We start from the raw sequence: 12,546 nt of genomic DNA, 5'->3' as shown, positions 1-12,546 counted from the left end.
AGACCTTCTGCTTAAACCCGCAACTTTACGGGTAATTTTTATGAAACAACGGCTTGTATTTCCCAGGCAAAAGCTAGGCTTAATTTGTGTACGTAAGCCAGTGGGTTGCTCTAGTCAAGAGAGTTGTAGTAACTGGCGGGCGATTTCTCGTCCCCAGGTAGTTTTACAGAGTATTTTACTGTTTATTTTTTTGCTGAGTCCGATCGCGGCGGGTGCGGTTGATATTACCCAACAACTCCATCGCCCTTTAAATAGTTCCGTTGGACGACAATCAAGAGATGAAGCAGACACCTTGCTGGGTATCGGTCAACAACAATACGCTTCAGGATATGCCGATAAAACAATTACGTCTTGCTTACGGGCACTAAAACTATATCACTCAATTGGCGACCTGAAAGCACAAGGTCAGACTTACAATTTGCTTGCTAAGGCTTATGTCCAGCTAGGTAGTTTTAAAGAGGTGGAAGATTCTTTACGGCGAGGATTAGCGATCGCTCGTGATACTCAAGACTTCCAATCTCAGATTTTTGTGCTGAATAATATCGCTACATTTCTGCTGCAACAAGGCGAATCGGCTGCTGCTGGTAAAACAGTTGAAGATGCACTCACAATTGCTCACAATGTCAAAAACATTGAAGGTGAAGGATTATCTTTGAGTAATTTGGGTCTAGTAGCAGCTAGGTTGGGAGATTATGACAGAGCAATTAAATTGGATGAAAATGCTTTAATTTTCCGCCGTCAGACTGGCGATGCCATCGGTGAAGCAAATACCCTAAATAATTTAGGTGATGCTTATTTAGCATCTAGAAATTATCAGAATACCATTGCCACTTATGGTTTAGCAATGCAGACAGCTAAAACTAACCGCGATCGCCCTAATGAATTACGGGCAATTGACGGTTTAGTTATCGCTCACAGTGCTGTAGGACGCTACGAACGGGCTTTTGATTTACTAGAGCAACGTTTAACACTCGCCCAAGAGTTGCAAAGTTTGCCAGAAGAATTAAAATCTTTTAAGTCTTACGCTCAATTATACGAGCAGCAAGGTAATTACTTAACTGCCCGCAATTTTTACGAAAGGGCGATTGTACTGGCGCGGACATTGGAAGACAGCAAACAAGAAGTGCAATTGCTGGATCGGCTAGGTAAAATGCTGCGGCGAAAGTAGGGGCAATTCATGAATTGCCCCGACGATAATTTCAGGGCTATTTCATTCTCATCTAGCCCGATCTGACTCCTTCCACAAGAATATAGAAAATCGCATTCATAACTTCCCACATATCGACAGAGCGCTTGCGACCACCTGGTTTCGCTTCTAGAATCAAGTCCCTAAGAAATTCATATTAGGTTACTGGGGCAAGCTTTACTCATGTCACTCTCTCAGTGCTGTTTATTATCTATTCACAGCGTATACTGAGAGGGCTTTTTTACAACATACCCGACTTTTCAAACACCCTCTTACCCTGCCACAGTTTTGGATGAGTTTCTGTGCGCCTGCCTATTTCACGCGTAACAATGCTGTATTGGTTTTCCCGTTCACAGGAATTTTTTAAGCGATCGCCATCTGTTGGCATCTCAAAAAGTGCCATTAAAATCCAGACACCCATCTTGCCCTGCTGCCAGCTTTGAGCTTATCTTCCGGGACGTGGATCTACGTGACTCGTTTGAGGCGACTAGTACCATTTGTCCCTAGATGAATTTTCGCCAACGTAGCAGATTGGCTCCTGCCCACCTGGTTTAGCGTATGCTGACCTCCCTCCACAGAGACTATTATTTATCGTACCGTCGTAGGGGCATGTACAACCCTGCCCTGGTTGTGGTTCAAGGGTTTCACTGGTTTATCCAAAAATCTATATCGTTAATATACAAAAGTATCTATCATGTGAATTTTGGAATAACCTTTAATGTTTATCCCTCAGTGATTATTCTTATTTTGTATATTTAATTAGTGATATTAACTGCATCTCTAATCCTAAATTGGTTGAGTTAAAAATGCAGCACTACTTAAAAACCACAAGTTTTGCAAAAAAAATATATTTTTTACGGAATTAAATATGAAATCCATAACTGATTCATTAGTTCAAAATAAAAACACATTACTGGCAAATGATTGGCAGGGTCCGTGGCTGCAAGGTGCAGTCCTCGAATCTCAGCTTGATTATTGGAAGCAGCAGTTAAGTGGCAACATACCTGTACTACAACTGCCCAGCGATCGCCCACGGACACGTGTTCAAACTTACTCAGGCAAAATCTGTCGCCAGATGCTACCCCAGGCGTTGACTGATGACCTCAAGGCTTTGAGTCAGCAATCAGGGGTAACACTGTTCATGACTTTATTAGCAGCCTTCAAGGTATTGCTCCACCGCTATACAGGACAAGAGGATATTCTTGTTGGCTCCCCAATTGCCGGTCGCAACCAGGTAGAAACCGAAGGATTAATGGGTTTATTTGTCAATACCTTGGTAATGCGGACTGACCTTTCCGGCAATCCCAGTTTTCGGGAAATACTCAATCAAGTGCGTCAGGTTGCCTTAGGTGCTTATGAGCATCAGGATTTACCTTTTGAAAAACTGGTGGAAGAACTCAAGCCAGAACGCGATCGCACTCATTCACCACTGTTTCAGGTGATGTTCGCTATGAACCCCCCTTTGAGAAAGGGAGTAGAGCGAGAACTACCAAGTTTGAAAATTGCCCCCACCTTTGGATACACCCATAGCAGCACGGCAAAAACGGATTTAACCCTGGTGATGCGGGATACAGGCAAAGGATTGAGAGCTTCTTTAGAATACAATACTGACCTATTCGATGAAGCCGCGATCACGCGGATGCTTGGACATTTCCAAACAATGCTTGCAGGTATTCTTGCTAATCCAGAGCAACGCATCTCGGAATTACCGCTATTAACGCCAGGGGAACGGCAGCAGTTACTTATAGAGTTGAACAATACTCAAACTGACTATCCCCGGCAAGCGTGTATTCATCAACTATTTGAGGCACAGGTAGAAAGTACACCCGATGCGGTAGCAGTAGTATTTCAAAACGAACAACTTACCTACCGTGAACTCAATAGTCGTGCCAATCAATTAGCTCATTATCTGCGCTCATTGGGAATTCAAACTAACGAGCTAGTAGGCATTTGTCTAGACCGTTCTTTAGAAATGGTAGTGGGGGTATTAGGCATTCTCAAAGCTGGTGCAGCTTATCTGCCACTAGATCCAAACCATCCACAAGCGCGTACGGCATTTATGCTGGAAGACTCGCAAGCGAAGGTATTATTAACTCAACAACGGCTTGTAGAGTTTTTGCCCAAACATATCGCTAAGTTAGTAGAACTTGATACTGATTCTCAGTTTATTGTTCAGGAGGATGAAGAAAACCTAGTCTGTGGCAAAGACACAACACCTGAAAACCTCGCCTATGTAATTTATACTTCCGGCTCTACAGGAATACCTAAAGGAGTAAAAGTTCCTCACCGAACCGTTGTTAACCTCCTAGCAAGTATGCGTGAGCAACCAGGCTTAATTCAGCAAGATATTCTGCTATCCGTCACCACACTCTCTTTTGATATTGCTGTTCTGGAAATATTCTTGCCGTTAATTGTGGGGGCAACTACTTTTATAGTCAGCCGTGAAGTCGCTACAGATGGAGAGAAACTGCTCACAATTCTCAACCATTCCAAAGCAACAGTTATGCAGGCTACTCCTGCAACCTGGCAACTGCTGCTAGCTGCTGGATGGCAAGGTTCAAAACATCTAAAGATTCTTTGTGGCGGGGAAGCTTTGTCACCAGCTTTAGCCAAGGAATTGGTGAATCGTGCCCAGAGTGTCTGGAATATGTATGGCCCTACCGAAACAACAGTTTGGTCTACTTGCTATTCGATTCCAGAAGATGGAATTCCTCTAATTGGTCAGCCCATTGCCAATACTCAAATTTATCTGTTGGATGGCTTTTTGCAGCCAGTGCCTGTGGGAGTTCCTGGTGAAATGTATATCGGCGGTGCTGGTGTAACACTGGGTTATCTGAATCGACCTGAACTTACTAAAGAAAGATTTATCTCCAACCCATTTAGCCAAGAGCCGAATGCTCGACTCTACAGAACAGGCGATTTAGCCCGCTATCGCGCCGATGGGAACCTTGAGTATCTGCAACGGATTGATGACCAGGTGAAAATTCGCGGTTTCCGCATCGAACTGGGCGAAGTGGAGTTAGCCCTAGCCCAATATCCTGGGGTACAGCAAGCTGTAGTCATAGCGCTAGAAGTTTTTCCAGGAGAAAAACGCTTAGTTGGTTATGTAGTTCCTAATTCAGAGCAGATAATTGCGATCGCAGAACTGCGTAATTTCTTGCAGATGAAACTACCGAGTTACATGGTTCCCTCGGCCTTTGTCATACTGGATACTTTGCCACTTAACACTAATGGCAAAGTAAATCGGAAAGCTTTACCTATAGCTAATTTAACTAATACTGAAACAGAAAAAACCTTTGCCACACCAGAAGATTCATTGCAACTTCAGTTAACAGAAATCTGGGAAAATATTTTAGGAATTCATCCGATTGGAATAACAGACAACTTTTTCGATTTGGGTGGACACTCACTGCTGGCAGTCCGTCTGTTTTCTCAGATTGAAAAGATAGTTGGCAAAAATCTACCTCTATCTATCCTCTTGCAAGCCCCAACTATTGAGCAATTAGCTAATATTGTAGAGCGAGAAAGATGCTCCAAATTTGGGATTGCGGCAACATCAACAGCTGATGTCAAGTCTGAAACATTAATTCCTTGGTCATCTTTGGTAGCTATTCAACCTAACGGTTCTAAGCCTCCTTTCTTCTGTGTACATGGTTTGGGTGGAGAAGTTCTACGTTTCCGTGAATTGGCATTGCATTTAGGATCAGATCAACCATTTTATGGACTACAACCACAAGGGTTAGATGGAAAACAGCTTCCTTATACCCGGATTGAAGACATGGCAGCGCACTACATTCAACAAATCCAGACTATTCAGCCCCATGAGCCTTATTTGATCGGCGGATACTCCTCTGGGGGTATAATTGCCTATGAGATGGCTCGGCAATTGGTTATGCAAGGTAAGAAAGTAGATTTGCTAGTTTTATTTGATACCTACGGTTCCCTAAAAAGCAAATCTGTGCCATTGCAAAAGCCAGCCTCTCGCCATTGGAAGAGTCTTTTAGCAATTGCATCTAACTATGTTATTGAGCAGGTAGAAGGAAATAGAGAGCTGCTTAAGTATAAGCTCAAAGAGCTCATCTGGCGGTTTGTCTTTCAGCTTCACCTGAGCCTCGGACGCCCTTTAGCTTACTCCTACCGGAAATTCATGGTGGAAGAGGCCACCAGACAAGCGCTAATAAAATATGTTCTACAAGTTTACTCAGGTCGAGCAACCGTATTCCGAACAGAAGATAATCTTGTAGTTGGACAACGGGAAGCTGATCCCAAAATGGGTTGGGGTGAATTGGCATTAGGGGGAGTGGATATCTATGATATTTCTGGAACTCATAATTCCATTTTTAAAGAACCGCATGTACGATCTGTGTCCGAAAAAATGAAAGCTTGCATAAGTAAGTCGGCGTGAAAAAACCCATAGCACTCATTCCTCTCAAGATGACTAGAAAAGGTTACAGTGCGTTAAAACGTACTTTAGCTATAAAAAAAGGAACTTTAGTTCTGGGCGGTTTATCTCTAGAACGAAATAGCCTTACTATAATTTTCGCACTATTTGATTAATTCAAGAAGACTGAACCATTTCGTTCAATTCTCATAGCACTTCTACCCTGTGCTGCATCGGTGGCTTCGTTAAATCTAACTTCCAAGCTTCCTGGCTCTGAAGAGGTTTGTGGAGTCACTAGCAACTGTCCGCCATCTTCTCGTTGAAATGTCACCGTTATTGGTGCCTTTAAACCTTGCAATATTACATCTGACTTACCTTGTAGCGATCGCGGTGCCGTATCGCCAATCACTTGATAAGTTATATTAGCCGCAGTATCATTGACAAACCTGATATTAACTTTACCATTATTCAGTGCGATCGTCGCGATCGGTGTTTGTGGTGGTTGGTTAGTGGAACCCCCCTCTGGTATGGGCTGTTGAGTTTGATCTCCAGGGGCTGGGACTGGTAAGCTGACGCCTGGTTCTGCTGGAACTTGACTTTGGCTTTGTGATGGGGTAGCAGGGACGGGAAGAAGTCCTTGAGCAGCTAGTCTTTGTGTTAGCGCATTGGGAGGACATCCCTGTGGTACTACAACCTGATTATTATGTGGTTCTTCGTAAAAAATCTTCGGACAAGGGTTAACTTTGGGAGTAGATTGTTGTGCTAATGCTTGAGGAATTGCTGACAGACTAATCAGTAAGCCCCCACAAATAGCGCCAAATAACTCAGAGGACTTGCGAAATTTTTGAGACTTCATAATTGATTCCTAGAAAAACTTGATTTTTCTCTCTTAAATGTTTTTTAAAGCAGTAAATTAAATTAGGCTTAACCCGCCAGATCACACATCCAACCCTAGCAAGTAACTCTATTTTTTGTATCTAACCAGAGACTTGAAAATACTCTAAAGTTAGACAGAACTTTTTTATGCCCAAGGCAGAAAAAGCTGAATCATTAGTGATAAATCTCAAAATTAACCAAAAAATGTAATGAGTTATGAATCTAAAATAATTCATAACTCAAGAATTTTAGCTACAATATTTCAATAGCTCAATGGCTTTAAGCTTCTTCCCAAAGCTGGCGAACTTGGTCAGGTAGCCAGCTAGCAATTTCCTGAATTCGTTCTGGCGATAATTCGTCTTTAGTCGCAGAAAATACCGCTTTAACAACCTGTTCGCGTTCTACATTTGGTGGCATTCCCCCTTCATTTGCCACCCGAAATAAAAAGCGATCGCTATTAATTTTAAAGATGCCAGGGCCTTGCCAAGGTGGACGCACTCGACTTAAAAATCCGACAATTGGATTTGTATCGTGCCACAGGTCTGCAATATCCATTTGCAGAGATTTATCATCGGTGATTTCAGCTGGTTTTTGCAGTTCTTCCTCAACTCGGTCAGCAGCTTCTGTAGTCATCAGATCGCGCATTACCCGGAATACTACTTCGGTCATATCCCTAGCATCGTAAAGATCAGGCAAACCACTTTTAGCCTTGACTTTTTCCAAAAATGGTATATCTTTTTCCTTTATTTCACTGGAAGAAGTTGGCATTTAACCCTCCAAAATATTATTCTTGATCGATGCAAATTTGCCAAAATAAAATATCAGCATTTATAACTACCCCAGCAAATAAGGAAGAGTAGAAATATCAAACTGTAGCAATTCAATAAATGGCTAAACATTGCAACTGTTGTTATATAAAGTAATAAATTTATTTACTTTTCTACATCTATCACAAGAAACAAAAATTTCTCACCGAATTAAGACTCAAGAGTTATTGGTAAAGTGACAGTAAACGTCGTACCAATGCCTTGGGTACTTTCAACTTGAATATGGCCTTGGTGATGTTCGACAATAGCTTGAGCGATCGCTAATCCCAATCCTGAACCAGTAGCGCTGGCTGTAGCTGTATTCCCAGTTGTATGAGTACGTGCCGGATCTACCCGATAAAAGCGGTCAAACAAGCGTGGTAGTGCTGACGCTGGAATTCCAACTCCGGTATCACTCACTTTAACTTGCAATTGGGCGCTGGTGTAACGTAATCTAGAAACGCGATTTATTCCCTCTATCCGCGCCAACTCAACTTTCACCCGCCCACCTGCTGGACTGTAATGCAAGGCATTAGCAATTAAATTTGTGAACAGCCGCACCAGTTGATCCCAATTGCCCACAAGGGTAAACCAATTTTCTAATAATTCGGGACTAGTTTCGGAGGCGGGAGGATCAACTAAGTCTAAAGAAAGGGCGATTGCTTTTTCAGGGACTAACAATTGTTGTTCTTCAACCACCTCCATTAGCAAAGCGTCCATCGGACAAGCTGAAAAAGTATCTTTGCTAATACCACTATCCTGCCGTGCTAGGAACAGTAAGTCATTGACTAACTTACCCAAACGCTGCGTTAACCGTTCCACCATCTTTAATTGTTGCCGATACTGCAAAGAAGTAGTCGCTTCTGCCTCTGCTAAATCCAAGTCAGCAAGGGCAACTTGCACATTTGTTTGAATCAAAGTAATGGGACTTCTAAGTTCGTGAGAAGCATCAGCAGTAAATTGTTTAAGGCGTTGATAAGACTCATCTACAGGTTCCATCGCTTTACCCGAAAGAAACCAGCCACTTGCGCCGACAGAAAGCACCATTAACCCAATACCTAGCGCCAAATCAAAAATTAACTGGCGACTGGGTTTAGTGACTTCAAACCAGGGATGACTAACACGCAGATATCCTAATACTTGCCGTCTCACTTCTACCCGTTGTGTGACTTGGCGTAATAACAGTAGGGAAGGTGGGACTACCTCTGGGGATAAAGGGTAATGGGGAAGGTGGGGTCCCCTCTGGGGATAAGGGGTAATGCGGAGTGGGGAATTTTTACTCTCTGCCTTGACTACGCGGACAGTTTCACCAGTTAGGTTGGCATGAATGGGAATATTTAAAGGTTCGGATAAAGTTGACCAAAGTAACTTACCAGTCGGACTAAACCACTCTAGGTCAATGTGGTCATCTTCTACAGTGCCGGTATTGTCACGAAAACTAGCTTCTACATTAATGCGGAATCGATCAGCATGGTTGTTGATTGGCTCAATCACCAAAGATCGCTCGACTATTTCCACTACATGGTTAAGGGTATCATCAATCCGCTCAATCAATGTATTACGGACATATAAATAAACGCCACTGGCAAACAGTAGTAGTAATACGGCAGTGACGGCAGTATACCAAATTGCCAGACGGCGGCGAGTAGCCTGAAACATATTTTTTGACTGAATATCCCTACATTACAAGTAACTCACTTTTGTGACATCCTCCACACACTCCCCTTTCAGGCTGAGTGTGGGCTTCTCAAAGACTCTTCTATGAAGACATTAATTGAGCTTTAAGGGCGTGTGTCCCACGCGCCAAAACATTTAAACTTGCGTTAAAATCCCTACACAAAGTTAACTGACATACTGGACAATTGTGCAGATTACGATCGCTCAATGTAGACCCCGAGAATATTCAGTAATTCCAGGGTATGAAAAAGACGGGGAAAGGGGAAAGCTTTTTATACTGAGTATTTTTTACTATAAATGAGCGTGGCGATCGCTGCTGAAGGCGTTTAAAACAGCAAGATTTTCATCACTATAACCATAGCCCTGCTCAATTGTTGAGTGGGCAGCGCTATTTTCTCGCCCTCACTCTGTCAACCAACAACAACTCTGACCAATGTGCTAACCTAGTATGGTTAACTAATCTCGCACATCTAAGAATTCGGGTGTTTCCCAGTTGGGAAATGCACTTGGATGGAGGTTTAACCCGAATCGGAGTTAAGAATTTATATGCCAGTCGTTTCATTGGCTCAAATGATGGAGTCAGGGGTTCACTTTGGGCATCAGACCCGGCGTTGGAACCCAAAAATGTCTCCTTACATTTACACTTCCCGCAATGGTGTACATATTATCGACTTGGTGCAAACTGCCCAGTTGATGGATAATGCCTATAACTATATGCGATCGCACGCTGAACAAGGGAAGAAATTTCTTTTCGTCGGCACTAAGCGGCAAGCAGCTGGAATTATTGCCCAAGAAGCTACCCGTTGTGGTTCCCACTACATTAACCAACGCTGGTTGGGCGGAATGTTGACCAACTGGGCAACCATCAAAACACGGGTAGACCGTCTGAAAGATTTAGAACGCCGTGAAGAAACTGGCGCACTAGATTTATTACCGAAAAAAGAAGCATCAATGCTACGTCGGGAAATGACGAAGCTTCAGAAATACTTGGGCGGCATTAAAACAATGCGGAAAGTGCCCGATATCGTGGTAATTGTAGACCAACGGCGGGAATATAACGCAGTTCAAGAATGCCAAAAGCTGAATATTCCGATTGTGTCTATGCTGGATACAAACTGTGACCCAGATGTAGTAGATATCCCCATCCCAGCAAACGACGATGCTATCAGGTCAATTAAGCTGATAGTCGGAAAATTGGCGGATGCCATTTATGAAGGTCGTCACGGTCAGCTGGATGCTGAAGAGTATGACGAAGATTATGAAGGCGGTGAGTATGACGAAGACTACGAAGAAAGCGAATATACTGACGCCGTAATTCCCGACGAGCAAGTAGAGGAATAAGTAAAGTAGGGGTGAAGTAAGTGTCCCAGGGAGGGCGGTGGCTGGCAGAATAGCAGCAAGCCGCCCTAACCTGCGGCAACTCGTAGGCTAAGGTAGAGGTCAAAAAACTCATACCTTATAACTTCATTATTTTTTCTCCCCCAGCCCTGAGTAAGATAGAAATACTCAACACCCGTGAGCGATTACAACTCGAGGTCAAGTTAGGAATTGAGGCAACATGGCGGAAATATCTGCAAAACTCGTCCAAGAGCTACGCCAAAAAACTGGTGCCGGCATGATGGACTGCAAAAATGCGCTGAAAGAGACTGACGGCAACATAGAAGAAGCCGTAGACTGGCTACGGAAAAAGGGCATCTCTACGGCGGGGAAAAAAAGCGATCGCATTGCGGCAGAAGGTCTAGTAGACACTTACATTCAGCCCGGAGGTCGGGTGGGTGTACTCATAGAAGTCAACTGCCAAACCGACTTTGTTGCTCGTAACGAGGCTTTTAAAGCTTTAGTTAAGAACCTAGCAAAGCAAGCAGCGACAGCTGATAGTGTTGAGTCTTTGTTGGCTCAACACTATATTGATCATGAAAGCGTGACTGTAGAAGAATTTATCAAGCAAACCATTGCCACGCTTGGTGAAAATATCCAAGTGCGTCGCTTTGTCAATTTTGCAATATCAGAAGGCACGCAAGGTATAGTAGACAGCTACATTCACACTGGCGGTCGAGTTGGGGTATTGGTAGAACTGGGTTCCCAAACTGAGGGGGTGGCTGCTAATCAAGAGTTCCAAACCTTGGCACGGAACACTGCAATGCAAGTTGCAGCTTGCCCAAACGTCGAGTATGTGAGTGTAAACCAAATCCCTAGCGAAATTGCCCAAAAGGAAAAAGACATTGAAATGGGCAAGGATGATTTGGCGAACAAGCCAGATAACATCAAAGAAAAGATTGTTCAGGGACGGATTGAAAAACGCTTGAAAGAATTGGCTTTGCTCGATCAGCCTTACATTCGCGATCAAAGTATTTCCGTGGAAGACTTGGTGAAGCAAGTGAAGGCGCAATTAGGCGAAGAGATTCAAGTGACTCGCTTTGTCCGCTATATACTGGGCGAAGGCATTGAAAAGCAAGAAAGTAACTTTGCTGATGAAGTCGCTGCCCAAATTGGGAGCATGTAATATTGTTAGGAGTTAGAAGTAGAGACGCGATTAATCGCGTCTGTACAGGAGTTAGGAGTTAATAGGAAGTTAGCTTGATAATTCATAACTCATAATTCTTAACTCCTAACTGCTTAAAGGACAGGTCAAGCAAATAGCCTGACCTGTGTTTTTTTTAGTAGAGACGCGAAATATCGCATTTAATCTAAAATCTAAAATCCTCTGGAAAGTTATACTAAAATAAATTCGTACATTTGTACTATGTAATAGTTCACATGGGCAAGAACGAAAAGATATGGCAAGAGCAATCGAGCGAATTGAACGGGATATTGCAGCACTCAAAGAAGCGATTCGGGCGATCGCAACAGAACTACAAACCGCTTATGCTAGTTATCTAAACATCTTGGGGCTAGCTGTACGAAAACAGTTGATTCTGGCGAGTTACCACCTTTGTACTCAGGGGTATCCCGAAAACTTCCTGCATTTATCATTGAATCAGCGCCAACAATTGCAACAAGCAATCCGCAAGTTGGGTCAACTGGCATCTGAGGAATTGCTCACTTGTATTAAAAGTGAGGAAGATGAGGAAGATGAGGAAGATGAGGAAGATGAGGGAGATGAGGGAGTAACTCCTGTGATTCTGGGCACATCTACTCCTGAGCCTCTTACCGCCGACACCTCTAATCCTATAGAACTGGCAAAATGGCAACAGAACTTAGAAGAGGTCACGCAAGAGATACTGAAAAAACTTTCGCATGATGCTAATCTTTTACTACAAAAAGCTGGGATATTGCCCAAAAAATTGCCAGAACCGATTTTAGCAGCTGCGGCTGCGGCTGCATCAGAAGCATCTGCTGAGGTAATGCCAGGACCACCCAACTTATTAAACTTAGTAATTGAAATTGAAAATGAGCAGCAGTCAGAAGATTCGGGACTGACGCAAATCATGGCTATTAACCTGCGGCTAGGGGAAATTGAATTTGCTGATGTAACACTCTCGTCTGAGCGCAGGCAAATCCGCAGTATTTTAGTTCAGCTAAACAAACTAGGACGAGAGTATCAAAAGAAACATCGAGAAAGAGCGATCGCGGAAGCTGAAGCTGCATGGCGTGCTAGTTGGTTTGAAGATTAGTCATTT

The 12,546-nt window shown here is 43.3% G+C and carries 9 protein-coding genes; 5 read left to right on the top strand and 4 right to left on the bottom strand.

What is annotated here, in order from left to right; translation table 11 throughout:
* The first annotated feature begins 40 nt into the window (after window positions 1-40).
* A complete protein-coding gene (locus V7K31_RS24050; protein ID WP_335097343.1) occupies window positions 41-1,168 on the top strand; it encodes a tetratricopeptide repeat protein in 1,128 nt (375 codons plus the stop codon).
* Window positions 1,169-1,427: 259 nt separating this feature from the next.
* Here the strand turns inward: V7K31_RS24050 and V7K31_RS24040 are convergent, their stop codons facing one another.
* On the bottom strand, window positions 1,428-1,607 hold the full coding sequence (locus V7K31_RS24040) for a hypothetical protein (protein WP_335097342.1): 180 nt from the start codon (window positions 1,605-1,607) through the stop codon (window positions 1,428-1,430).
* Between the two features lie 447 nt (window positions 1,608-2,054).
* On the opposite strand from V7K31_RS24040, the gene V7K31_RS24035 reads away from it, so the two are divergent.
* Complete coding sequence (locus V7K31_RS24035) at window positions 2,055-5,591, top strand: non-ribosomal peptide synthetase (protein ID WP_335097340.1); 3,537 nt, start codon at window positions 2,055-2,057, stop codon at window positions 5,589-5,591.
* A gap of 148 nt (window positions 5,592-5,739) precedes the next feature.
* Here V7K31_RS24035 and V7K31_RS24030 read toward each other — a convergent pair whose 3' ends face one another.
* The 3 genes from V7K31_RS24030 to V7K31_RS24020 form a co-directional block, all read right to left on the bottom strand.
* Complete coding sequence (locus V7K31_RS24030; protein ID WP_335097339.1) at window positions 5,740-6,423, bottom strand: hypothetical protein; 684 nt, start codon at window positions 6,421-6,423, stop codon at window positions 5,740-5,742.
* Window positions 6,424-6,722: 299 nt separating this feature from the next.
* Window positions 6,723-7,211 carry a DUF2267 domain-containing protein gene (locus V7K31_RS24025; RefSeq protein WP_335097338.1) on the bottom strand — a complete coding sequence of 163 codons (489 nt, stop codon included), beginning with the start codon at window positions 7,209-7,211 and terminating at the stop codon, window positions 6,723-6,725.
* A gap of 209 nt (window positions 7,212-7,420) precedes the next feature.
* On the bottom strand, window positions 7,421-8,908 hold the full coding sequence (locus V7K31_RS24020) for a sensor histidine kinase (protein ID WP_335097337.1): 1,488 nt from the start codon (window positions 8,906-8,908) through the stop codon (window positions 7,421-7,423).
* A 564-nt stretch (window positions 8,909-9,472) separates the two neighbouring features.
* Between V7K31_RS24020 and rpsB the strand changes: the two genes are divergently transcribed.
* The 3 genes from rpsB (at window position 9,473) to V7K31_RS24005 (ending at window position 12,540) form a co-directional block, all read left to right on the top strand.
* A complete protein-coding gene (gene rpsB, locus V7K31_RS24015; RefSeq protein WP_335097336.1) occupies window positions 9,473-10,267 on the top strand; it encodes a 30S ribosomal protein S2 in 795 nt (264 codons plus the stop codon).
* A 217-nt stretch (window positions 10,268-10,484) separates the two neighbouring features.
* Window positions 10,485-11,429, top strand: coding sequence for a translation elongation factor Ts (tsf, locus tag V7K31_RS24010; RefSeq protein ID WP_335097335.1), 945 nt, complete (start codon window positions 10,485-10,487; stop codon window positions 11,427-11,429).
* 274 nt (window positions 11,430-11,703) lie between these two features.
* On the top strand, window positions 11,704-12,540 hold the full coding sequence (locus V7K31_RS24005; RefSeq protein WP_335097334.1) for a hypothetical protein: 837 nt from the start codon (window positions 11,704-11,706) through the stop codon (window positions 12,538-12,540).
* Window positions 12,541-12,546 lie beyond the last annotated feature (6 nt).

It is taken from the genome of Nostoc sp., from assembly GCF_036917675.1.
Lineage (GTDB): Bacteria > Cyanobacteriota > Cyanobacteriia > Cyanobacteriales > Nostocaceae > Nostoc.
Note: the sequence above shows the minus strand (reverse complement) of the source record. Positions and strands in the feature narration are given on the sequence as shown.

Coding starts and splice junctions, on each gene's coding strand:
- V7K31_RS24050 (WP_335097343.1), top strand. CDS start 41: ATGAAACAACGGCTTGTATTTCCCAGGCAAAAGCTAGGCTTAATTTGT.
- V7K31_RS24020 (WP_335097337.1), bottom strand. CDS start 8,908: ATGTTTCAGGCTACTCGCCGCCGTCTGGCAATTTGGTATACTGCCGTC.
- V7K31_RS24035 (WP_335097340.1), top strand. CDS start 2,055: ATGAAATCCATAACTGATTCATTAGTTCAAAATAAAAACACATTACTG.
- tsf (WP_335097335.1), top strand. CDS start 10,485: ATGGCGGAAATATCTGCAAAACTCGTCCAAGAGCTACGCCAAAAAACT.
- rpsB (WP_335097336.1), top strand. CDS start 9,473: ATGCCAGTCGTTTCATTGGCTCAAATGATGGAGTCAGGGGTTCACTTT.
- V7K31_RS24005 (WP_335097334.1), top strand. CDS start 11,704: ATGGCAAGAGCAATCGAGCGAATTGAACGGGATATTGCAGCACTCAAA.
- V7K31_RS24025 (WP_335097338.1), bottom strand. CDS start 7,211: ATGCCAACTTCTTCCAGTGAAATAAAGGAAAAAGATATACCATTTTTG.
- V7K31_RS24030 (WP_335097339.1), bottom strand. CDS start 6,423: ATGAAGTCTCAAAAATTTCGCAAGTCCTCTGAGTTATTTGGCGCTATT.
- V7K31_RS24040 (WP_335097342.1), bottom strand. CDS start 1,607: ATGGGTGTCTGGATTTTAATGGCACTTTTTGAGATGCCAACAGATGGC.